Annotated in this window: 19 protein-coding genes; 15 read left to right on the forward strand and 4 right to left on the reverse strand. The window is 65.0% G+C overall.

Annotation, left to right across the window (positions count from 1 at the left end):
- Positions 1-12 precede the first annotated feature (12 nt).
- Complete coding sequence (locus HV753_RS21645) at positions 13-1506, forward strand: N-acyl-D-amino-acid deacylase family protein (protein WP_175176630.1); 1494 nt, start codon at positions 13-15, stop codon at positions 1504-1506.
- A gap of 10 nt (positions 1507-1516) precedes the next feature.
- On the forward strand, positions 1517-1930 hold the full coding sequence (locus HV753_RS21650) for a RidA family protein (RefSeq protein ID WP_175176631.1): 414 nt from the start codon (positions 1517-1519) through the stop codon (positions 1928-1930).
- A gap of 468 nt (positions 1931-2398) precedes the next feature.
- On the opposite strand, the gene lolA is transcribed toward HV753_RS21650, so the two are convergent.
- Positions 2399-3022: an outer membrane lipoprotein chaperone LolA gene (gene lolA / locus HV753_RS21655; RefSeq protein WP_175176693.1), complete on the reverse strand. Its 624-nt coding sequence runs from the start codon at positions 3020-3022 to the stop codon at positions 2399-2401.
- Entirely contained in the window at positions 3022-5406 is a 2385-nt protein-coding gene (locus tag HV753_RS21660) for a DNA translocase FtsK (RefSeq protein ID WP_175176632.1), read from the reverse strand. Before HV753_RS21660 ends, lolA begins: the two co-directional genes overlap by 1 nt.
- A 42-nt stretch (positions 5407-5448) precedes the next feature.
- On the opposite strand from HV753_RS21660, the gene trxB reads away from it, so the two are divergent.
- Genes trxB through HV753_RS21685 form a run of 5 tightly spaced genes read left to right on the forward strand, consistent with a single transcriptional unit; the run spans position 5449 to position 9159 of the window.
- Positions 5449-6408, forward strand: coding sequence for a thioredoxin-disulfide reductase (gene trxB, locus HV753_RS21665; RefSeq protein WP_175176633.1), 960 nt, complete (start codon positions 5449-5451; stop codon positions 6406-6408).
- Positions 6395-7063 carry a Smr/MutS family protein gene (locus HV753_RS21670; RefSeq protein ID WP_175176634.1) on the forward strand — a complete coding sequence of 223 codons (669 nt, stop codon included), beginning with the start codon at positions 6395-6397 and terminating at the stop codon, positions 7061-7063. Before trxB ends, HV753_RS21670 begins: the two co-directional genes overlap by 14 nt.
- Positions 7060-7389 carry a DMT family transporter gene (locus HV753_RS21675; protein ID WP_175176635.1) on the forward strand — a complete coding sequence of 110 codons (330 nt, stop codon included), beginning with the start codon at positions 7060-7062 and terminating at the stop codon, positions 7387-7389. Before HV753_RS21670 ends, HV753_RS21675 begins: the two co-directional genes overlap by 4 nt.
- A 44-nt stretch (positions 7390-7433) precedes the next feature.
- The gene (locus tag HV753_RS21680; RefSeq protein WP_246288345.1) at positions 7434-8033 is read left to right on the forward strand and encodes a hypothetical protein; all 600 of its coding nucleotides are present in this window, start codon (positions 7434-7436) and stop codon (positions 8031-8033) included.
- Positions 8020-9159 (forward strand): hypothetical protein, encoded by a 1140-nt coding sequence (locus HV753_RS21685; protein WP_175176637.1) that lies wholly within the window; start codon positions 8020-8022, stop codon positions 9157-9159. Before HV753_RS21680 ends, HV753_RS21685 begins: the two co-directional genes overlap by 14 nt.
- On the opposite strand, the gene HV753_RS21690 is transcribed toward HV753_RS21685, so the two are convergent.
- Both HV753_RS21690 and HV753_RS21695 read right to left on the reverse strand, forming a co-directional pair.
- Positions 9156-11246: a sodium:solute symporter family protein gene (locus HV753_RS21690; protein WP_175176638.1), complete on the reverse strand. Its 2091-nt coding sequence runs from the start codon at positions 11244-11246 to the stop codon at positions 9156-9158. The two genes, HV753_RS21685 and HV753_RS21690, sit on opposite strands and share 4 nt — an antisense overlap.
- On the reverse strand, positions 11246-11530 hold the full coding sequence (locus HV753_RS21695) for a DUF4212 domain-containing protein (protein WP_175176639.1): 285 nt from the start codon (positions 11528-11530) through the stop codon (positions 11246-11248). The genes HV753_RS21690 and HV753_RS21695 overlap by 1 nt, the downstream gene beginning before the upstream one ends.
- A gap of 743 nt (positions 11531-12273) precedes the next feature.
- On the opposite strand from HV753_RS21695, the gene kdpF reads away from it, so the two are divergent.
- From kdpF to HV753_RS21735, 8 genes are all read left to right on the forward strand, one after another.
- Positions 12274-12363 carry a K(+)-transporting ATPase subunit F gene (kdpF, locus tag HV753_RS21700; RefSeq protein WP_175176640.1) on the forward strand — a complete coding sequence of 30 codons (90 nt, stop codon included), beginning with the start codon at positions 12274-12276 and terminating at the stop codon, positions 12361-12363.
- The gene (kdpA, locus tag HV753_RS21705; protein WP_175176641.1) at positions 12363-14159 is read left to right on the forward strand and encodes a potassium-transporting ATPase subunit KdpA; all 1797 of its coding nucleotides are present in this window, start codon (positions 12363-12365) and stop codon (positions 14157-14159) included. The genes kdpF and kdpA overlap by 1 nt, the downstream gene beginning before the upstream one ends.
- A gap of 22 nt (positions 14160-14181) precedes the next feature.
- The gene (kdpB, locus tag HV753_RS21710) at positions 14182-16341 is read left to right on the forward strand and encodes a potassium-transporting ATPase subunit KdpB (RefSeq protein WP_175176642.1); all 2160 of its coding nucleotides are present in this window, start codon (positions 14182-14184) and stop codon (positions 16339-16341) included.
- A gap of 44 nt (positions 16342-16385) precedes the next feature.
- Positions 16386-17006, forward strand: coding sequence for a potassium-transporting ATPase subunit KdpC (gene kdpC, locus HV753_RS21715; RefSeq protein ID WP_175176643.1), 621 nt, complete (start codon positions 16386-16388; stop codon positions 17004-17006).
- A gap of 51 nt (positions 17007-17057) precedes the next feature.
- Positions 17058-19844, forward strand: coding sequence for a sensor histidine kinase (locus HV753_RS21720; protein WP_175176644.1), 2787 nt, complete (start codon positions 17058-17060; stop codon positions 19842-19844).
- 12 nt (positions 19845-19856) lie between these two features.
- Complete coding sequence (gene kdpE / locus HV753_RS21725) at positions 19857-20549, forward strand: two-component system response regulator KdpE (RefSeq protein WP_175176645.1); 693 nt, start codon at positions 19857-19859, stop codon at positions 20547-20549.
- Between the two features lie 115 nt (positions 20550-20664).
- Entirely contained in the window at positions 20665-21432 is a 768-nt protein-coding gene (locus HV753_RS21730; protein ID WP_175176646.1) for a TorF family putative porin, read from the forward strand.
- Between the two features lie 143 nt (positions 21433-21575).
- Positions 21576-21905: a hypothetical protein gene (locus HV753_RS21735; protein WP_246288346.1), complete on the forward strand. Its 330-nt coding sequence runs from the start codon at positions 21576-21578 to the stop codon at positions 21903-21905.
- Position 21906: the final 1 nt, after the last annotated feature.

Consider the following 21906-nt stretch of genomic DNA (forward strand, 5'->3'; position numbering starts at 1 on the left):
CTGGAACTCAAGATGTACGACACCCTTATCGGCAACGTCCGTGTCCTGGACGGCACGGGCGGCCCAGAGTACCGCGCCAGCGTGGCGCTGGCCGATGGCCGCATCGCCGCCATCGGCGCCCTGCCCGGCGCGCAAGCCCGCCAGATCATCGATGGCACGGACCTGGCGCTGGCGCCCGGCTTCATCGACGTGCACACGCATGACGACACCAACGTCATCCGCACGCCGGGCATGCTGCCCAAGCTGTCCCAAGGCGTCACCACGGTCGTGGTGGGCAATTGCGGCATCAGCGCATCGCCCGTGTCACTGCGCGCGGAGCCCCCGGATCCGATGAACCTGCTGGGCAACCGCGAAGACTTCAACTACCCCACGTTCGCCGACTACACGCGCGCCATCGAAGCCGCGCAGCCGGCCGTGAACGTGGCCGCGCTGGTCGGCCATACGGCCCTGCGCAGCAACCACATGGACCGCCTGGACCGCGCCGCGACGCCAGATGAAGTGCTGGCCATGCGCGAGCAATTGCGCGATGCGCTGGCGCATGGCGCGATCGGCCTCAGCACGGGGCTGGCCTATGCCTCCGCGATTGACGCCGACACCGCCGAGGTCAAGCTGCTGGCCGAGGCGCTGGATGAATTCGGCGCGCTCTACACCACGCACCTGCGCTCGGAATTCGCGGCCATCCTGGAAGCCATGCAGGAAGCCTTTGACATCGCCTTGCACGCCCGCGTGCCGGTGGTGGTGTCGCACCTGAAATGCGCTGGCGCCGGCAACTGGGGCCGCACGAAGGAAGTGCTGTTCAAGCTGGAAAACGCGGGCCGGCTGCAACACGTGGGATGCGACTGCTATCCCTATTCCGCCAGTTCGTCCACGCTGGACCTGAAGCAGGTGACGGACGAATTCGATATCGATATCACCTGGTCAGTGCCCCACCCCGAGCAGGCCCGCCGCAAGCTGGCCGACATCGCCTCCGAGTGGGGCGTGACTTTGCTGGAGGCCGCGCGCCGGCTGCAACCCGCCGGCGCCGTCTATCACAACATGCATGAAGACGACGTGCGCCGCGTGCTGTCGCATCCACTCACGATGGTGGGTTCGGACGGTCTGCCCAATGACCCGATGCCGCATCCGCGCCTGTGGGGGGCTTTCCCACGGGTGCTCGGCCATTACAGCCGTGATGTGGGGTTGTTCCCGCTGATCCAGGCGGTGCACAAGATGACCGGCCTGTCTGCCGCCCGCTTCGGCCTGGCCGACCGTGGGTTGGTGCGCGAGGGCTATCACGCGGATCTGGTGCTGTTCAATCCGGACACGGTCATTGACCGCGCCACTTTCGCGGCCCCCGTGCAGACCGCGGCCGGCATCGAAGCCGTCTGGGTCAATGGCGCCTTGTCCTATCACCAAGGGCAGCCCACCGGCGACCGCGCCGGCCGCTGGCTGCCACGCAACGGCGACTTGCGCGCGAGCTTCGCGGCGGCGTCATCCCTCTCTCCTGACCCAATCTCATCTCAATAGGAGTGTATTCATGAGCAATGCCCCCACCCCCGACAAGAACGGCATCACGCGCTACGGCGTTGCCGGCGGCACCGGCCAGGGCGGTTCGCACATGCCGTTCGCGCGCGCCGTCGCCGCTGACGGCTGGCTGCACGTGTCCGGCCAGGTGCCAATGGAAAACGGCGAAGTGATCGAAGGCGGCACGGTGGCGCAAAGCCACAAGGCCATCCAACAGCTGCTGGCCATCCTGAAAGAAGCCGGCTACGGCCCTGAACACGTGGTGCGCTGCGGCGTCTGGCTGGACGACGCTCGCGACTTCCCGTCGTTCAACAAGGTCTTCAAGGAATACTTCGGCGAAAACCCACCCGCCCGCGCCTGCGTGCAATCGCCCCTGATGGTCGACGCCAAGGTGGAAATCGACTGCGTGGCATACAAGCGCCCTTGATCGGGCCTTGATCGGGCCTTGATCGGGCCTTGATCAACCTTGATCGGGCCTTGATCGGACCACGACCGACCTTGATCGGGCCTTGATCGGCCCCCGTTGCGTAGGATGGGTGTAGCGCGAGAGACCGTAAACAAGAACGCGCCTGCCGATCGCGCGCAACCCATCAAGCAGACGTTGGGTTAAGGCTGAAATCGTTAAGAAATCACCGGTGCTTGATGGGTTGTGGCTGAAATCGTTGAGAAATCACCGGTGTTTGATGGGTTGTGGCTGAACCCGTTAAGAAATCACCGCTGCTTGATGGATTATGGCTGAACCCGTTAAGAAATCACCGCTGCTTGATGGGTTGTGGCTGAAATCGTTAAGAAATCACCGCTGCTTGATGGGTTGCGCGCGTTGATTGTCGGCGTTCTTGTTTACGGTCTCTCGCGCTACACCCATCCTACGACCTGGCTCCTTTTTGGGGCCAGGTCACATCTTGACGACGTCCACGCCCTTGGGGGGGGTGAACTGGAATTCCTTGTCCGACATCTGGGGGTTGGAGGCGATCGCGGATAAATCGACTCGCGTCGTCTGACCGAACGAATCCAGCAATTCCACGCGCACCGGCAGGTTGTTCTTCATGCCGATGTCCACGCGCGAAAACCCGGCGTCGGCTGTGCGCGGCTTGGCGCGCAGCCACTCCACGCCATCTTTGGCCGGCAGGGCGGATACGTCAAACGATTGCTCAAGCGAACCCGAGCCGAACAAGATCGCGGCGGGCGACGTACCGATGGCGGCATCGACCTTGCGTTCCGTCACTTGAGCCAGATCGGGATCAAACTGGAACACCGTGCGGCCGTCGGAAATGACCAGTTGCTCATAGGGCTTTTGAACCGCCCACTTGAACTTGCCAGGCCGCTGGAACGAAAACACACCGGTCTGCGCGGGTTGCGTGCGGCCCTGATTGTTCACGGTGTATTGCGAGAACGAACCGGTGGCCGCCGTGACCGTGGCGACGAAGGCTTTCAACTGCTCTTGCGCGGTGGCGGCAAACACCAGGGCAGGCGCCAGGCTCAAGGCAGTGGCGGCGGCCAGGCGGCGAAACGTCTTCATCATGCTTCCTCTCGGGCGGCGGCAGCAGCGGGGACCAGGATCTCCCGGTTGCCATTGGACTGCATCGCCGACACCATACCTGATTGCTCCATTTGCTCGAGTAACCGGGCCGCGCGGTTGTAACCAATGCGCAGATGACGCTGCACCAGCGAGATCGAGGCGCGGCGGTGCTTCAGCACCACTTCGCATGCCTGGTCGTACATCGGGTCGGACTCGGCGTCGCCGCCGATGCCGGTGACGCTGCTGGCGCCTTCGCCGTTGTCGCCTTCAACCCCGCCTTCCAGCAGGCCTTCGATGTAGTTCGGTTCGCCTTGCGCCTTCAGGCTTTCCACCACGCGATGGACTTCGTCGTCACTGCAAAACGCGCCGTGCACGCGCACCGGCAAGCCGGTGCCTGGCGGCATGTAGAGCATGTCGCCCTGACCCAGCAGGGTTTCCGCGCCCATCTGGTCAAGAATGGTGCGGGAATCAATCTTGGACGACACCTGGAACGCAATGCGCGTCGGGATGTTGGCCTTGATCAGGCCCGTGATGACGTCCACGCTGGGGCGTTGCGTGGCCAGGATCAAGTGGATGCCGGCAGCGCGCGCCTTCTGCGCCAGACGGGCGATCAGTTCTTCGATCTTCTTGCCCACCACCATCATCAGGTCAGCCAGTTCGTCGATGACCACCACGATGGTGGGCAGCGGCGACAGCGGCTCGGGCTGGTCGGGCGTCAGCGAGAACGGGTTCGGAATCGGTTCCTCGCGCTTGATGGCGTCGCGGATCTTGGTGTTGTAGCCCGCCAGGTTGCGCACGCCCATCTTGCTCATCAGGCGGTAGCGCTTTTCCATTTCGCCCACGCACCAGTTCAGCGCGTTGGCGGCATGGCGCATATCGGTGACCACCGGCGCCAGCAGATGCGGGATACCTTCGTAGACGCTCATTTCCAGCATCTTCGGGTCAATCAGGATCAGGCGGGTGTGGGACGCATCGGCCTTGTACAGCAGCGACAGGATCATGGCGTTGATCCCCACGGACTTGCCCGAACCGGTCGTGCCCGCCACCAGCAGGTGAGGCATCTTGGCCAGGTCGGCCACGACCGGATTGCCGGCAATGTCCTTGCCCAGCGCCATCGTCACCACCGAGTGACTGGCGTGGTAGGTCTGCGAACCCAGGATTTCAGACAGACGCACCATCTGGCGGCGCGGGTTGGGCAGTTCCAGGCCCATCAGGTTCTTGCCCGGGATGGTTTCCACCACCCGGATGCTGACCAGGCTAAGCGCGCGCGCCAAGTCCTTGGCCAGATTGACGATCTGGCTGCCCTTCACGCCCGTGGCGGGCTCGATTTCATAGCGCGTGATGACCGGGCCGGCCTGGGCCGCCACCACGGTGACGGACACGCCGAAGTCGGCCAGCTTCTTTTCGATCAGGCGCGATGTGAATTCAATGGTTTCGGCCGACACCGTTTCCTGGTTGGCCAGGGGCGGGTCCAGCAGGCTGATGGCCGGCAGGTCGCCCTCGGCTCCGCCCGAGGGCGCGAAGAACAGCGATTGCTGCTTTTCCTTTTCGACGCGCTCGGACTTCGGCACGACGGTAATGGCGGGTTCGATGCGCACCGGCTGCTCGTGCACCAATTTTTCCTGCTTGGCCTCGACCTGCTCGGTACGCACGGCCTTGGCCACCTGGCCGACCTTGCGGTCTTCGCGGGCGGTGTAGGAATTGCGGATGCGGCGGATGATGCCTTCCATCCAGGAACCGACGCGCTCGGCGACCGCCAGCCAGGAAAACGAGAAAAACAGGCTCAGACCAATGGCCAACATGACCAGGAAGGCCAGCGTGCTGCCGGTGAAGCCGATGCTGCGGCTGATCAGTTCAGCCAGCGTATGGCCAATGACGCCGCCAGCGCCGCTGGCGGTTTCGGAAGCGCCGGGCAGATGCGTGCCGCGACTGGCCAGGCGCAGGGCTTCCATCCCCAGCGATCCCAGCAGCAATAAAAAGAAGCCAATGCCCTCTTCCCAGTGGACGCGAGGCAACACTTCTGGCTGTTTACCATTAGTTACCTTGAGCTGGCTGGCCAGGCGCCGGTAGCCGGCGCGCACGCGGTGCAGCAGCAGGATGACCCACCACCAGGCCGAGAAGCCAAACAGATAGAGCAGGATGTCCGCCAGATAGGCGCCCAGCCGTCCCCCGTGGTTGCGCACCACATCGCCGGGCACGGAGTGCGACCAGCCAGGGTCGGACGCACTCCAGGTGGCCAGCACCAGGGTGAGCCAGGCCGCCAGGGCGGCAAATAGGATCCAGCGGGCTTCGCGCAGCAACGCGGAAATGCGCGTTTGTAGCGGCGAAGGCCCGTTGCGGGTGTTGCGCGAGGCGCGCGGAGAAGCAGTCGAGATACGCGGCATGCGGCTCATTATAATTGGGCGTTAACCTAAAGATACCCGCCCATGTCCACGCCCACGCACGCTAAAGTTTTGATACTCGGTTCCGGCCCTGCCGGTTACACGGCGGCCGTCTATGCGGCACGCGCCAATCTGAGCCCTGTTCTTGTTACAGGTCTGGCCCAAGGCGGCCAGCTCATGACCACCACGGACGTCGATAACTGGCCGGCCGACGCGGATGGCGTCCAGGGTCCGGACCTGATGCAGCGCTTCCAGAAGCACGCCGAACGCTTCAACACCGAGATGCTGTTCGACCACATCGCCAAGGTGGATCTGTCCAAGCGCCCGTTCACGCTGACCGGCGACACTGGCAAGATCTATACCTGCGACGCCCTGATCATCGCCACTGGCGCCTCCGCCAAGTACCTGGGCCTGCCGTCCGAGCAGGCCTTCATGGGCCGCGGCGTGTCTGGCTGCGCCACCTGCGACGGCTTCTTCTACCGCAACCAGGACGTGGTCGTGGTCGGCGGCGGCAACACCGCCGTCGAAGAAGCCCTGTACCTGTCGAACATCTGCCGCAAGGTCACCCTGATCCATCGCCGCGACAAATTCCGCGCCGAACCGATCCTGGTCGACAAGATGATGGCCAAGGTCGAGAACGGCAACATGGCGCTGAAGACGTTCCACACGCTGGAAGAAGTGCTGGGCGACGACAGCGGTGTAACTGGCGTGCGTGTCCGTCACGTGGACACTGGCATCACCGAAGACATGCCCGTGACCGGCGCATTCATCGCCATCGGCCATCAGCCGAACACGGAAATCTTCCAGGGCCAGCTCGAAATGAAGGACGGCTACATCGTCACCAAGAGCGGCCTGTCCGGCATGGCGACGATGACCTCGGTGCCTGGCGTGTTTGCCGCCGGCGACGTACAGGACCACGTCTACCGCCAGGCCATCACCAGCGCCGGCACCGGCTGCATGGCCGCCCTGGACGCCCAACGGTGGCTGGAGAATGCGGGGCAGTAAGGTCGGCCTGGCCGACCTGAAACGCATGAAGAAGGACTTGCAGGCCGAGCGCGAACGTGAAGCGTTGGCCAAGCGGGTTGCCGTGCTGAAGAAACCTGAAAGCCCGCCCATGGACGACATGGCGGCTTTCAAGCGCACCATGAAGTCGGTCACGCCGATCAAAGCGCCTGCGCGGGCCGAGCACAAGCCCGTGCCGGAACCCGCCCCGGCGCTGCGCCGCGCCAACGCGCTGGGGGAAACCCCTGCGCGCGCGGACGCTGGCGTATCAGACGGCGGCGAGATCACGCATCTGCTGTCCGAAGCCGGCACCGCCTTCGTGCGTAGCGACGCCGCGCCTGACACCGCTCGCAATCTGCGGCGCGGCCAATGGCGCACGGGCGCGGAACTGGATCTGCACGGCCTGCGCGTCGAACAAGCCCGCCACGCCCTGCTGTCGTTCCTGGATGAATGCCAGGAACATGGCATCCGCTGCGTGCGCATCGTGCACGGCAAGGGCTACGGCTCGCAAGGGCTGGAGCCGGTATTGAAGGACAAGGCTCGCACCTGGCTCGTGCAGAAGAACGAAGTCCTGGCGTTTTCCGAGGCGCCCGAACGCGAAGGCGGCGCGGGCGCGTTGCTGGTGCTGCTACGGCAATCCGAGGGCATGCGCAAATGAAATGGCTCTACCTGGGCGTGGCAATCACCGCCGAGATTTTTGCCACCAGCGCGCTGAAGGGCTCCGAAGGCTTCACCCGCCTGGTGCCGTCTCTCATCACGGTGTTCGGCTATCTGATCTCGTTCTATTTCCTGTCGCTGACGCTGCGTGAAATTCCCGTCGGCATCGCCTACGCGATCTGGTCCGGTGTGGGCATCGTGCTGATCTCGATCGTAGGCGCGGTGCTGTTCAAGCAGCACCTGGACACGCCAGCGTTGATCGGCATCGGCCTCATCATCGCCGGCGTGGTGGTGATGAACGTGTTCTCGAAATCCGTTTCGCATTGACGGGCCGCGCAGAGCCATCGGCAGTTTTTCTGGTCCGCCGATGGTTGACGGCCTGGCTTTGCCTGGCTTGCCTGTGCCTGCTGCCAGCGGGCACGGCCCTGGCGCAGGACTTCAACCGCGCCGCTGAACTGGTGCGCTACCGCGCCTGGCTGACAAACTTCAAACAAGACGTGGACCGGCTGTCGGCCACGCGCCGCCCGCTGTCAGAGGCCGAGCTGGACACGATGTTCGCGCGCACGGTCGTCCCTGGTTCACGTGGCGCCGGGTTCATCCGGCAAGCCTTCGCACTGCGCCGCAGTGACGGCACCTATGCGCCGAAAATGGGTCCGCACACCGTGTTGATGGGCGTCCTGGACAGTGGAATTCCCGCCGGCCAGGGCGGTCGCTACCCGGAAACGGACGCCGCACTGAAGGTGGCGGACCTGACCGTCTGGTATCTGCATGTGGACCTGGGCGACATGACCAACACCTACCTGCTGTCGGACAAGCATTTCACGCCCTACCGGCTGCCGCCCCCCGGCACGCTGGAACGCAACGCCTACCCGTTCCTGCTGATGGACACGCACGCCAGCGCGCTACGCCTGGGCGGCGTCAGCAGCGAACTCTGGGGGCTGATCGTTTACCTGCACAATGCCGCACGTTGAATCCGCCCTGCGCCTGCTTGCGCTGACGGCCCTGTCGATGGCGCCCGGACTGGCCAACGCGCTGTGCGAACCCCTGGCGACGTCCGCGCAGCGCCAGACCCTGGTGGCGGACATCTCGCTGGAGGGCACCAACACCTTGCTGGCGCTGGACGGTTCGCGCATCCAGTCATGGCAGCCCGCCGTCTCGGTGGAGACCAGCGCGCGCGCCACGCCTGTGATCTGGGCCGAACACGTGGATTGGTCGGTGTACGCCGCCGCGCCGGATGCGCGCATCGGCGTCGCGATGCTGCGCTTCGAAACCGGCGCCGACGGGCGCCGGCATCTGTGCGGCATCGCGCGCTACAGCGCCAACGCCGTGGATGCGGCCCGTGGATCCCGCAAGGCCGCCCTGCCGTCACCCGACGCGGAGACCCGCTACTACTATGGCGCGGGCGACCGCCTGACCGGTTATGAAGAGCGCTCCCGCGCGGCCGACGGCCGCCCGAACCCGCCGGTACGCTACTGCTTGCGCTATGACGAACACGGTTGGCTGGCCGAGCTGGGCGCCAACGATTGCGCCGCCGCCTCCCGACCGATGGCCCGCTACGTGCATGACGCGGCGGGCCGGCTGCTGCGCGTCATCGCCTATCAGGAGAAATCCGGCGAGGCGTCGCAGGTCGTGGCCTATGACGGCCAGGGCCGCATGATGCAGCGCTATCTGCGTCCACACATCGGCTGGGCCGAAGACGGCCCTGCGCTGGGGCTGCCCTACCGCGAGATTCAAAGCGAATACGCCGTGCTGGTGTTGCCGGGCCCGGCCTGGAAGCCGCCTGCGCTGGATTCGTACCACTATGACTGGGCCATCGTGCGGCCCACGCCCGGCAACGGCGGCCGTGACATCTACGCCGCCAAGCGCGACCCCGCCCAGGTGCTGGCCAAAGGCAATAGCGGCAATGGTGGCCAGTTCGCCCTGACCGCCGCGCAGAAGCAGCGCATCTGGGACGCCGCCGGCAAGACGCCAGGCGGCGTGCACTGGCTATGGGCGCCCGGCCAGACCTATACCTTGCTGCAAGCCGTGCCCGGCGCGACGTGGGCCGCGTGCACCGATCCGGAAAACCGCAAGGCCAACGCCTGCGGCACGCCTTAGACGTTTTCGGCGGGAGGCCTGGGCGCGCTGGGGTGGCGTAGATAGTCCACCAGCGCCAGCGTCGCCCGGTCTGGCGGCGGCGTCAGCAACGACACCACGATGATCGTCAGAAAGGCCACGGGTGCGCCGAATATGCCAGCGGCGATCGGCTGTATGCCCCACCACAAGTCCACCGGCTGCGTGCGCGAAATGCCCAACACCCATTCGCGCAACCACGGATGCGTGTGCGTCATATAGGCAAACGTCACCGCCAGCCCGGCCGCCATGCCCAAGGTGGCGCCCCACTTGTTGGCACGCCGCCAGAACACGCCCATGACCAGCGCGGGAAAGAATGACGACGCCGCGAATGAAAAGGCGGCGGACACCATGAACAGGATATCGGCGGGCTTGCGCGCTGCCACCCAGGCCGCGCCGAACGCCACCACCAGCAGCAGGATTTTCGACACCATCACGCGGCGCGCGGCGGACATGCGCGGCGACACCATGCGGTACCACATGTCGTGCGACAAGGAGTTCGACAAGGTCAGCAACAGGCCATCCGCAGTGGACAGCGCCGCCGCCAGCCCGCCAGCCGCCACCAGCCCTGAAATCACGTAGGGCAACCCACCGATCTCGGGCATCGCCAGCACCACCACGTCTGCCCCCATGCTGATCTCGCTGAGTTGCACCACCCCGTCGCGGTTGATATCGGTGACGTCCAGCAGGTTGCTGTCCACGGCGCTCCAGGCATGCACCCAATTTGGCAGGCTCAGGAAATTCGATCCGACCACCTGCGTGTAGACCTCGTACTTGACCAGCAGGGCCAGCGCGGGCGCCATGAAATACAGCAGCAGGATGAACAGCAGCGACCAGCACACCGATTTACGCGCCTCGATCACCGATGGCGTGGTGTATGAGCGCATCAGGATATGCGGCATCCCCGCTGTCCCCAGCATCAGGCACAGCACCAGCGCCAGGAAATTGATGCGCATGTTGCGCCGCTCTTCCGGGTCTTTCGCCGGGAACGGCTCCGCGTGTGGAGTAGGCGGCGCGGCCCGCGCCTCGAAGGTCGCGCGCGCTTGTGACCAGACCACGCGCGCGTCTTCGACGCTGGCGGGATAGGTGGCCAGTTCCCGTTCGGCGGAACGGATCTCGACCATCGGCGCATCGCCGGCATTCAATTGGGCCAGCCGGCTGCGCAGCTTGTCTTTTTCCAAGGTCCAGGATTCAGGCAGCGCCTGGACCCGTTGGGCCATTTCATCAGCGTGCTGCTGCCAAAGCCGGCGCACTTCGATCTCGGAGGGATCGTTTTGCAGGTAGATCTCTTTTTCGGTCACCTGTTGCAGCACCACGCCGGCCGACAGTTGCGGCACGGGCATGTTGGTGTGCTTGATCGACAGCCACACCACGGGCACCAGATAGGCAATGACCAGGATGATGTACTGCCCCACCTGCGTCCAGGTCACGGCACGCATGCCGCCCAGGAACGAACAGACCAGCATGCCGCCCAGCGCCACGAAAATGCCCAGCTCGAATGAAATGCCGGTCATGCGCGTGGTGATGATGCCCACGCCATAGATCTGCGCCACCAGGTACGTGAACGAACACAGGATGGCGCACGCCACGCCCGCCAGGCGCGGCATGTTGCCGCCGTACCGCGCGCCCATGAAGTCGGGGATGGTGTATTGCCCGAAACGCCGTAGATACGGGGCCAGCAGCATCGCCACCAGCACGTAGCCGCCCGTCCAGCCCATGATGTAGGCCAGCCCGCCATAACCCGTCAGGTACAGCGTGCCCGCAACCCCGATGAAGGAGGCCACCGACATCCAGTCCGCCGCCGTGGCCATGCCGTTGTAGATGGCCGGCACACGCCGCCCGGCCACGTAGTATTCGACCTGATCCGAGGTGCGGCAGACGATGCCGATGCCCGCATACAGGCTGACCGTGACCAGCAGGAAGACATAGCCGATCCAGTTGCGCGGCATTCCCAGGACTTCAGCCAGCGCCATCAGCAGGATCATCAGCGCGAAGCCGGCCGTGTACAGCACATAGATGCGGCGCAGGCGGATCCGGAATTGCTGGGGAGTATCTCCGCTGAAGAACGGCATCAGTGATCCCCGCCGGAAGCGTCCGCTTCGGCGCGCTCGTCAGCCTGGTTCATGACCCGGGCGTACACACCAATGATGATCAGATAGGCAAGCGGCGCGCCATAGGCCGCCATCCAGAACGCGAACGGCCAGCCGATGAAATCGAAGCTCAGGCTGCGCGCGAAAAATGCGGGAATGAACGTCACGGCCGCCCAGACGGCAAGCAGCAAGACGATCAGCCGCAGATTGCGGCGCCAGTAGGGGGTGGGGATGGGCTTGGAGGAAGAAGCGCGGGATTCGGGCATAGCTAGGATGTTCAGACCCTACCTGGATAGCGCGAAACGCTGCGTCTGAAAAGCCCTGGTGGCGGAAATACAGGCTTTTTATGCGACAACGGCTGGCACTACCTGGTGCCAGCCGTTGTGCGTTTTGCTTTTTTTGAGTACTGCTTTACTTTTTTTATGTACCGGTGCCGCCGGTATTTGCCCATGCAGGGCTTTGTCTCCTCACCTGCATGGGAAGAGATTCTGCACCAACTGCGGGAATGCCACACTAGGGGAATGCCCTAAGACGGAGCATTCATTTACATATTCCATGCACCATGGCAGTGCAATTTGTCTACAAAGTTCTAAATATTGGGATTTTTTGGCGAAAAAGCACGAATTGAGCCGCAGTCAACAAGCCAGGCAATCCCGGAATATGACGATCGCCACCGTGCCATGCCCGGATTCGGGCGTCGGCGCAACGGCGCACCAATCGCTGGCAAATCCCACGCGCCGCCCGCTTTTTTTATAACTCATTTACACCCCCCGCCCCAACGTATACCCCGTTTTTACCCCCTGCTCCGTAACCTGCCGGTGTCCTGATTGGTCACCTGGCCTGCCCGGCGCGCATCCGCTTTTGTCGCGCAGGTCCATCGTTCGAAGGGAGCGCCGCTCCCGGGAGGAAAAAACGTGGATGCCCTCTATATCGCCATCTTTGCCGTCATGGCAGGGCTGGCTGCCGCCCTGCTGCGCTTCTGCGAAGCCCTGTCTACGGGAGAGCCGTCATGACCTGGCTCTATTGGCTTAGCGGCCTGACCGCCGCCCTGCTGTTCGTGTACCTGCTGGTCGCCTTGTTCAAACCGGAGAAATTCTGATGACCGCCGAATTCGTCGGATTGCTGGTCCTGTACCTGGCAGTCCTGCTTGCGATCGCTCCCCTGCTCGGGCGCTATATCCGCATTGCCATGGAAAACGGGCAGTCCCGACTGACCACCTGGGGTCGCCCGCTTGAGCGCGGCATCTACCGGCTGGCGGGCATCGACCCTCAGGCCGAGATGGGATGGAAGCGTTACGCCGTGGCCGTGCTGGCCTTCAACATTCTTGGCATCGTGGTTGTCTACGGCCTGCAACGGGTCCAGGGCATGCTGCCGCTGAATCCGGCCGGCATGGGCGCGGTCACCCCTGACTCTGCCCTCAATACCGCCATCAGCTTCGTCAGCAACACCAACTGGCAAGGCTACGGCGGCGAATCCACGATGAGCTACCTGACGCAGATGCTGGCGCTGACGGTGCAGAACTTCGTGTCGGCCGCCACCGGCATTGCCGTGCTGTTCGCGCTGATCCGCGGCCTGGCTCGCCACTGTTCCGCCACCGTGGGCAACTTTTGGGCCGACATGGTCCGCTGCACGCTGTACGTGCTGCTGCCGCTGTCCTTCGTGTTGGCGCTGGCGCTGGTCAGCCAGGGCGTCATCCAGAACTTCAGTCCCTATCAAGATGTGCAAACGGTCGAAGCCTTGCACTATGACCAGCCGCGCGTGGACGCCCAGGGCCAGCCAGTGCTGGACGCAAAGGGCCAGCCGGTGACTGACCCTGCCGTCACGTCGACGCAAACGTTGGCGATGGGCCCGGTGGCCTCGCAGGAAGCCATCAAACTGCTGGGCACCAACGGCGGCGGCTTCTTCAACGCCAACTCGGCGCATCCGTTCGAGAACGCGACACCGCTGGCGAACTTCCTGGAAATGCTGGCCATCCTGGCGATTCCCGCCGCGCTGTGCTTCACCTTCGGTGAGATGGTGGGCAGCCGGCGCCAAGGCATTGCCATCCTGGCGGCCATGACCGTGTTGTTCGCCGTTTTCGCGCTCAGCACCGCGTACTTTGAGCAGCAGCCCAACCCCATGGCGGCGCAAACCGGGGTCGACAGTGCCATGACCACGTTCTCGCCTGGCGGCAACATGGAAGGCAAGGAAACACGCTTTGGCATCGCCGCGACATCGCTCTTCGCCGTCATCACCACGGCCGCATCCTGCGGCGCGGTCAACGGCATGCACGATTCGTTGAATGCCATGGGCGGCCTGTCGCCGATGCTGCTGATGCAATTGGGTGAAGTCGTCTACGGCGGCGTGGGCTCCGGCCTCTACGGCATGCTGGCCTTTGCCATCCTGGGGGTCTTCATCGCCGGCCTGATGATCGGCCGCACCCCGGAATACCTGGGCAAGAAGATCGAGGCCTACGACATGAAGATGGTGTCCATCGTCATCCTGGTCACGCCGCTGCTGGTGTTGGGTGGCACCGCGCTGGCCGTCTCCGTGTCGGCCGGACAGGCGGGTGTGCTGAATCCCGGCATCCACGGTTTCTCGGAAATTCTGTACGCGCTCTCATCGGCCGCCAACAACAACGGCAGCGCGTTTGCCGGGCTATCTGCCAACACGCCCTTCTACAACGTGTTGCTGGGCATCGCGATGTGGTTCGGCCGCTTCGCCGTGATCATCGCCGTGCTGGCAATGGCCGGGTCGCTGGCGGCCAAGCGCCGTCTGCCCGCCGGCCCCGGCAGCATGCCCACGACCGGCCCCCTCTTCGTGGTGCTGCTGATCGGCGCCGTGCTGCTGGTGGGCGCCCTGACATATGTGCCCGCGCTGGCCTTGGGCCCGGTCGCGGAACACCTGCAACCCTGAATGCAACAGGCTAGGAAAGAAAATGGCCAAGATTGAAATGCCAACATCCAGCGCAGGCGGCGGTGCCGCCCGCGCCCCCGCGGCTAGCGTGCAAGACCGTCCTTTCGGCATGTGGTCGCGATCGCTGGTCGGACCCGCCGTCCTGGACAGCCTGCGCAAGTTGTCGCCCGCCGCCCAACTGAAGAACCCCGTGATGTTCGTGGTCTACGTCGGCAGCATCCTGACGACCCTGCTATGGGTCATGGCCCTGCGGGGACAGGCCGAGGCCCCCGCGGGCTTCATCCTGGCCATCTCCGTATGGTTGTGGTTCACCGTGCTGTTCGCCAACTTCGCCGAAGCGCTGGCCGAAGGCCGCGGTAAACAACAAGCGGCAACCTTGCGCGGCCTGCGCACCACCATCAACGCCCGCCTGTTGAAGAATTTCCGCGAGGCTGACGTCCGCGACGCACAGCCCGGACAATGGCGTGATCAAGCGGTCAGCCAGCCCTCTGGACGACTGCGCCGCGACGACGTCGTGCTGATCGAAGCGGGTGAGACCATCCCCGGCGACGGCCAGGTGATCGCCGGCGTGGCCTCGGTGGACGAAAGCGCCATCACGGGAGAATCCGCCCCCGTCATCCGCGAATCCGGTGGCGATTTCTCGTCCGTCACCGGCGGCACGCGAGTGCTGTCCGACTGGATCTTCGTGCGCATCGCCGCCGACCCCGGCGAGAGCTTCCTGGACCGCATGATTGCCATGGTGGAAGGCGCCAAGCGCCAGAAGACGCCGAACGAACTGGCGCTGACCATCCTGCTGGTCGGTCTGACCGTGGTGTTCCTGCTGGTGGTCGTGACGCTGATGCCGTTCTCGATCTATGCGGTCAGCGCGGCCGGTGGCGGCGCGGCAGTCACCGTGACGGTGCTGGTGGCGCTGCTGGTCTGCCTGATCCCCACCACCATCGGCGGCCTGCTGTCGGCCATCGGCGTGGCAGGCATGAGCCGCATGATGAGCGCCAACGTCATCGCCACGTCCGGCCGGGCGGTGGAAGCCGCGGGCGACGTCGATGTGCTGCTGCTGGACAAGACTGGCACCATCACCTTCGGCAATCGCCAGGCCTCGACCTTCCTGCCCGCACCGGGCGTGTCCCCGCGCGAATTGGCCGACGCCGCCCGCCTGGCCTCCCTGGCCGACGAAACCCCCGAAGGCCGCAGCATCGTGGCCCTGGCCGACAAGACGCTGCATGCCCCCGCCGCCCACATGGCTGCCGTTGAATTCATGCCGTTCACGGCGCAGTCCCGCATGAGTGGCGTGAACCTGGGCGACCGCATGATCCGCAAGGGCGCGGTGGACGCGATTCAGGCCTGGCTTGCCGCGCAAGACGCGACGGTGCCGGACCCGGTCGTGCGCCTGGCCGAAGACGTGGCCCGTCGCGGCAGCACGCCGCTGATGGTCAGCGACGGCAATCGCGCGCTGGGCGTGGTGGAGCTGAAGGACATCGTCAAACCCGGCATTCAGTCGCGTTTTGCCGAGTTGCGCCGCATGGGCATCAAGACGGTGATGATCACGGGCGACAACAAACTCACCGCAGCCTCCATTGCGGCTGAAGCCGGCGTGGACGATTTCCTGGCGGAAGCCACGCCCGAGGCCAAGCTGAAGCTGATCCGCGCCTATCAGGCCGAAGGCCGGCTGGTGGCGATGACGGGCGACGGCACCAACGATGCTCCCGCGCTGGCGCAGGCCGACGTGGCGGTGGCGATGAACTCGGGCACGCAGGCCGCGAAAGAGGCCGGCAACATGGTGGACCTGGACTCCAACCCGACCAAGCTCATCGAGATCGTCGAGATCGGCAAGCAGATGCTGATGACCCGCGGCGCACTGACCACGTTCAGCGTGGCCAACGATGTGGCCAAGTACTTCGCCATCATCCCCGCCGCCTTCGCCACGGTCTACCCGCAGCTCAACGTGCTGAACATCATGGATCTGACCACGCCGGCCTCGGCCATTCTGTCGGCCGTGATCTTCAACGCGCTGATCATCGTCGTGCTGATCCCGCTGGCGCTAAAAGGCGTGCGCTACCGGGCGCTGGGCGCCTCGGTGCTGCTGCGCCGCAACCTGCTCATCTACGGCCTGGGTGGCCTGCTGGTGCCGTTCGTGGGCATCAAGCTGGTCGACATGGTGCTGGCGGCACTGGGCTGGGTCTAAGGCCCGCCCGTCCGATCCCGCCCGACACAAGCAAGGAATTCATCATGAAACACGCAACACAAACCGCTCCCGCCCTGCCCCGCCAAGGCGGCATCCTGCGCCCGGCGCTGGTCGTCTTCGCCGCCTTGTCCCTGGTGACGGGGCTGGCCTATCCCTTCCTGACGCGCGGCGTGGCCGCCGCCGTGTTCCCGCACGAAGCGGCGGGCTCGCTGATCAAGCAGGGCGACAAGGTCGTTGGCTCGGCATTGATCGGCCAGTCCTTCACGTCGCCGCAGTACTTCTGGAGCCGCCCCTCGGCCACTGCGCCGATGCCGTACAACGCGGCGGCCTCGGGTGGGTCAAACCTGGGCCCGCGCAATCCCGCGCTGGCCGAAGCCATCCAGACGCGCATCGCGGCACTGAAGGCAGCGGACCCTGAGAACCCCACGCCGGTGCCGGTGGATCTGATCACCACATCCGGCAGCGGACTGGACCCCCACATCAGTCCGGCAGCCGCGGCCTACCAGGCGGCACGCGTGGCACGTGCGCGGCACCTGCCGCGCGAACAGGTCGACGCCTTGATCCAGGCCAACACCGAAAAGCCGTGGCTGGCGGTGTTGGGGGACCCGGTCGTCAACGTGTTGATGCTGAATCTGGCGCTGGATCAGTTGCCCCCGGCGCGCTGATGACGCAGCGTATAGTATTGCCAGCCTTCCCCTTCCTCCACTTGCGCGTTCATGGCTGATATCGCTGGCGAGCGTCCCGATCCCGACGCGCTCTTGAAGACCTTGGACGAAGCCGCGCGCCAGGCGGTGCGCGGCAAGCTGCGCGTGTACTTCGGATCGTCCGCCGGCGTCGGCAAGACCTACGCCATGCTGGTTGCCGCCCGCGCGCAAGCCGCGCAAGGCGACAGTGTGCTGGCCGGCATCGTCGAAACCCATGGCCGCCGCGAGACCGCCAGCCTGTTGGAAGGCCTGGCGGTCCTGCCGCTGAAGGAAGTGGCGTACCGCGGGCATGTCCTGAAGGAATTCGATCTGGATGGCACGCTGGCGGCGCGGCCGGGCCTGGTGCTGGTGGATGAACTGGCGCACTCCAACGCGCCCGGATCGCGCCATGCCAAGCGCTGGCAGGACATCCAGGAACTGCTGTCGGCGGGCATCGACGTCTGGACCACGTTGAACGTGCAGCATCTGGACAGCCTGAACGAGGCGGTCAGCAGCATCACCGGCGTGCGTGTCTGGGAAACGGTGCCCGACGAGGTCTTCGATGCCGCCGATGAAGTCATTCTGGTGGACTTGTCGGCAGACGAACTATTGCGGCGCTTGAAGGAAGGCAAGGTCTACCTGCCTGAACAGGCCCGCCACGCCACACGCAATTTCTTCCGCAAGGGAAATTTGATCGCCTTGCGCGAACTGGCGCTGCGCCGCACCGCCGACCACGTGGACGACGACGTTCAGGCTTATCGCCGCGACCGCGCGATTGAACCCGTCTGGCGCACACGCGAAGCGGTGGTCGCCTGCATCGGCCCGGGCATGGATGCCGAACACGTGATCCGCAGCGCCCACCGGCTCAGCCAGCAATTGGAATGCGACCTGCATGTCGTCACCATCGACACGCCTCGCGCCGCGCCCACGCCACCGGCGGAACAAGACCGCATGCAGCGCAGCCTGGCCTTGGCCGATTCGCTGGGCGCCCGCACGGAAACGCTGGCCGGCGGCGACATGGTCGATGCCGTGGTGCGCTACGTGCGCCGCCACAACATCACCAAGGCCATCGTCGGCCGTACGGGGGCCACCGGCCTGCAACGACTGCGCCTGTCCGTATCGGCCTTGCTGACGGTGGCCATCACGCCGGGCTGGCTATGGCGCCGGCATAGCTTTGCGGACATGCTGGCCGCAGGTTGCCCCGAGATCGACATCATCCGCCTGGGCGCGTCACCCCTGCCCGCCAGCGCCGCCCCCGGCCGCGACCCGCTCACGCTGGGACGCCGCGCGGGCCAAGGCGCCGACGAACGCAATGCCCGGCCGCTGATCGGCTACGCCTGGGCATTGTGCTATTGCGCGGCGGCAACCGGCTTATCGATGCTGGCTTTCCCCGTACTGCACCAGACCAACATCGTCATGTTGTTCCTGCTGGCGGTGGTTGCGGTGGCGTTGCGGCATGGACGCGGGCCCGCCGCGCTGGCCTCTGTCGTCAGCGTGGCGTTATTCGACTTTTTCTTCGTGCAGCCGCTGGCCTCGTTCGCCGTGTCGGACGTGCAATACCTGCTGACCTTTGGCGTGCTGCTATCCGTGGGCCTGCTGATCGGCCAACTGACGGCCGGGCTGCGTCTGCAAGCCCAGGTCTCGGTCAAGCGCGAAGCCGACGCACGCAGCCTGTATGAATTCGCCCGCGAACTGTCGTCGGCGTTGCTACCCGAGCAGATCGTGGCCTTGGCCAGCGCGTTCGTGCATGCCACCTTCGGCTCGCGCTGCGCACTCTACATCCTGGGCCTGGACGACAGGCTGAAACTGGCCTCGCCCGCCGCCGACGACATGCCGCCGCTGGAATCGGCGCTTGCCCAATGGGTCTATGACCACGGTCAGCCCGCCGGCGCGGGCACCGCCACGCTGTCCAACAGCGAACTGCTGTACCTGCCGTTGAAGGCCCCCATGCGCACGCGCGGCGTGCTGGCGCTGGCCGCGCCACGCCGCACTCTCTTCAGCCACCCGGATTCCCGCCGCCAGATCGAGGCCTACGCCACGCTGATCGCCATCGCGTTGGAACGGCTGCATTACGTGGAAGTGGCGCAGCAGGCACTGGTCAGCATGGAATCAGAGCGGCTGCGCAACTCGCTGCTGGCCGCTGTGTCGCACGATCTGCGCACGCCGCTGACCAGCCTGATCGGCATGACCGACACCTTGACGCGCCAGCAGTCCGCGCTGCCCCCCGACGTGCAGGACACCATCCACGCCATGCGCGATCAGGCACAACGCATGCATGCGCTGGTCGTGAATCTGCTGGACATGGCACGCCTGCAAAGCCGCGACACCCCGCTGCGCCTGGAATGGCAGTCCATCGAAGAACTGGTGGGCGCATCCCTGGCGGCCATGCGTGAAGCCCTGGCCGCACACCGCGTCACCGTGGCCAGCTTGTCGCAATTGCCGCTGGTGGAATGTGATGGGGTGCTGATCGAACGTGTGCTTTGCAACCTGCTGGAGAACGCCGCCAAGTACACGCCGCCGGGCAGCACGCTGCATCTGCATGCCGCCGTCCATGGCGATGAACTGCGCGTGGCGGTCAGCGACAATGGCCCCGGCGTTGCTCCAGGCGCCGAACGCCGCATCTTCGAGAAATTCACGCGCGGCGAACGCGAATCGGCCACCCCGGGCGTCGGTCTGGGTCTGGCGGTTTGCGAAGCCATCATCTCGGCCCATCACGGCCGAATCTGGGTCGAACACACGCCGGGGCTTGCCTCCGGCGCGCAATTCGTCTTCAGCCTGCCGCTGGGCACGCCGCCCGCGATCCAACCCGAAACCCTCTGACCGGCATTGCGCATGTTTGATTACCAACCCACCGTCCTGATCATTGAAGACGATGCCAACATCCGGCGCTTCGTTCGCCAGGCCTTGGAAAGCGAAGGGTGTGCCGTACACGAAGCCGATACCGTCAAACGCGGCCTGATCGAGGCCGGCACCCGCCAGCCCGACGCCATCGTGCTGGACCTGGGCCTGCCCGATGAAGACGGCATGACCCTGATCCGCGAACTGCGCGGCTGGACTGAAGTGCCCGTGCTGGTGCTGTCCGCCCGCAGCGCCGAAGCAGACAAAGTGGCCGCGCTGGATGCCGGCGCCGACGATTATCTGACCAAGCCCTTCGGGGTCAGCGAATTGCTGGCCCGGCTGCGCGTACTGCTGCGTCGTCATGCGCGGGGCGGCGCGGGCAGCGCGGCCGAGATCGTCTTCGGCGACGTGCGTGTCGATTTCGCCAAGCGCGTGGTCGAACGCGACGGCCAACATGTGCACCTGACCGCCATGGAATATCGGCTGCTTGCCGCGCTCTTGGCGCACCGCGGCAAGGTCATGACGCACCGCGAATTGCTGCGCGAAGTCTGGGGCCCCTCGCATGTCGAAAGCAACCACTACCTGCGCATCTACATGGGCCACTTGCGACAGAAGCTCGAAGCCGATCCCGCCCAGCCCGTCTACCTGCTGACCGAGATCGGCGTCGGCTACCGCTTCGCGGGCTAGAGCCAGGGCCAGCACGCCGCATTGATGCGGCCTTTATGCGGAACAGGCGAGTCTTGTCTCGCGCTTTATGCCGATCCTCCTATTGTTGCGATCCCGATGAACAACAGGAGCATTCATGTCCCGCAACACCCTGGCCGCGCTTGCGCTGCTATCCCTTGGCGCGACGGCGCAGGCCAACCAGGCCCCCGCCGCTGACACACCCTCGGTCGCGTCCGACTACACCCTGACCGCCAACGTCACGCTGGCCAGCCAATACCGCTATCGCGGCCTGATGCAGTCGAACAACCAACCTGCAATCCAGGGCGGCTTCGACCTGGCTCACGCCAGCGGTTTCTATCTGGGCAATTGGAACTCCAGCATCAGCTGGCTCGGCGACAGCAACCGTGATGTCTCGGCCCCCGTGGAAATGGATTTCTACGGCGGCTACAAAGGTAGCCTGACACAAGACGTGCCCGTGGACGTGGGCGTCTTGCAGTACTACTACCCCGGCGACTACCCCTCCGGCTACACCAGCCCGGACACCACCGAGCTCTACGCCGGCATCGGCTATGGCCCGGTGATGTTCAAGTACTCCATCGCCATGACCAATCTGTTCGGCTTCGCCGACAGCAAATACAGCCAGTACTTCGACCTGTCGGGCAACTTCGACACGGGCGTCTGGGGCCTGACCGTCAACGCCCACATCGGCCATCAACAGGTCCGCAACGTCGGCGACGGCTCTTATACGGACTGGAAACTGGGGCTGACCAAGGACTTCGGGCAGGGCCTGTCGGTATCGGTGGCCTATCTGGACACCAACGCGGATCACAACGTCTACACCAATACGCGCGGACGCGACATGGGCCGCGCGACCGGCCTGCTGTCAGTGACCAAGGCATTCTGAGCGCCCGGGCGTTGATGCGTTTTTTACGCGCCGCGCCCGCTTTTATCGGCAGGTTTTACGGCGCCGTTTCTATAGTGGAATCGTCATCAACCAACCGGAACCACGGATCGCGCCAAGCGGCGCCTCCGTCCCGCCCCACCGCCATGATCCCCCGACTGGACCGCCGCAGCCACGCTTCATTGGACCGTTCCCCCGCCGCCAACTTGCCGCCGCGGCCGCAATCCGACATGGTGGCGCTGACGGTCAGGATCGATACGCTGGATGCCCTGAAGGTGCGGCTGGCGTTGCACCGGGAACTGGGCGACCGCATCGGCGTGTACCTCCTGTCGGTGGACCACGCCCATGCGCAAAGCACACTGCAACTGCAATGCGCGCGAGGCGAACTGGAGGCCTTGATGCATGCCGTCATGTGCGGCCTGCCCCAGGCGGAATTCGGCCCGGTACGTCCGGCATCCGCGATCACGGTGCAATAAG

Source organism: Achromobacter pestifer (genome assembly GCF_902859625.1).
GTDB classification, from domain to species: Bacteria; Pseudomonadota; Gammaproteobacteria; order Burkholderiales; family Burkholderiaceae_B; genus Achromobacter; species Achromobacter pestifer.

Bases quoted from the DNA above. Each gene is read 5' to 3' on its own strand.
- kdpB (WP_175176642.1), top strand. From the start codon at position 14,182: ATGGCCAAGATTGAAATGCCAACATCCAGCGCAGGCGGCGGTGCCGCC.
- HV753_RS21650 (WP_175176631.1), top strand. From the start codon at position 1,517: ATGAGCAATGCCCCCACCCCCGACAAGAACGGCATCACGCGCTACGGC.
- HV753_RS21735 (WP_246288346.1), top strand. From the start codon at position 21,576: ATGATCCCCCGACTGGACCGCCGCAGCCACGCTTCATTGGACCGTTCC.
- HV753_RS21685 (WP_175176637.1), top strand. From the start codon at position 8,020: ATGCCGCACGTTGAATCCGCCCTGCGCCTGCTTGCGCTGACGGCCCTG.
- HV753_RS21660 (WP_175176632.1), bottom strand. From the start codon at position 5,406: ATGCCGCGTATCTCGACTGCTTCTCCGCGCGCCTCGCGCAACACCCGC.
- kdpA (WP_175176641.1), top strand. From the start codon at position 12,363: ATGACCGCCGAATTCGTCGGATTGCTGGTCCTGTACCTGGCAGTCCTG.
- trxB (WP_175176633.1), top strand. From the start codon at position 5,449: ATGTCCACGCCCACGCACGCTAAAGTTTTGATACTCGGTTCCGGCCCT.
- HV753_RS21695 (WP_175176639.1), bottom strand. From the start codon at position 11,530: ATGCCCGAATCCCGCGCTTCTTCCTCCAAGCCCATCCCCACCCCCTAC.
- HV753_RS21670 (WP_175176634.1), top strand. From the start codon at position 6,395: ATGCGGGGCAGTAAGGTCGGCCTGGCCGACCTGAAACGCATGAAGAAG.
- kdpE (WP_175176645.1), top strand. From the start codon at position 19,857: ATGTTTGATTACCAACCCACCGTCCTGATCATTGAAGACGATGCCAAC.
- HV753_RS21730 (WP_175176646.1), top strand. From the start codon at position 20,665: ATGTCCCGCAACACCCTGGCCGCGCTTGCGCTGCTATCCCTTGGCGCG.
- kdpC (WP_175176643.1), top strand. From the start codon at position 16,386: ATGAAACACGCAACACAAACCGCTCCCGCCCTGCCCCGCCAAGGCGGC.
- HV753_RS21645 (WP_175176630.1), top strand. From the start codon at position 13: ATGTACGACACCCTTATCGGCAACGTCCGTGTCCTGGACGGCACGGGC.
- HV753_RS21720 (WP_175176644.1), top strand. From the start codon at position 17,058: ATGGCTGATATCGCTGGCGAGCGTCCCGATCCCGACGCGCTCTTGAAG.
- lolA (WP_175176693.1), bottom strand. From the start codon at position 3,022: ATGAAGACGTTTCGCCGCCTGGCCGCCGCCACTGCCTTGAGCCTGGCG.
- HV753_RS21675 (WP_175176635.1), top strand. From the start codon at position 7,060: ATGAAATGGCTCTACCTGGGCGTGGCAATCACCGCCGAGATTTTTGCC.
- HV753_RS21690 (WP_175176638.1), bottom strand. From the start codon at position 11,246: ATGCCGTTCTTCAGCGGAGATACTCCCCAGCAATTCCGGATCCGCCTG.
- kdpF (WP_175176640.1), top strand. From the start codon at position 12,274: ATGACCTGGCTCTATTGGCTTAGCGGCCTGACCGCCGCCCTGCTGTTC.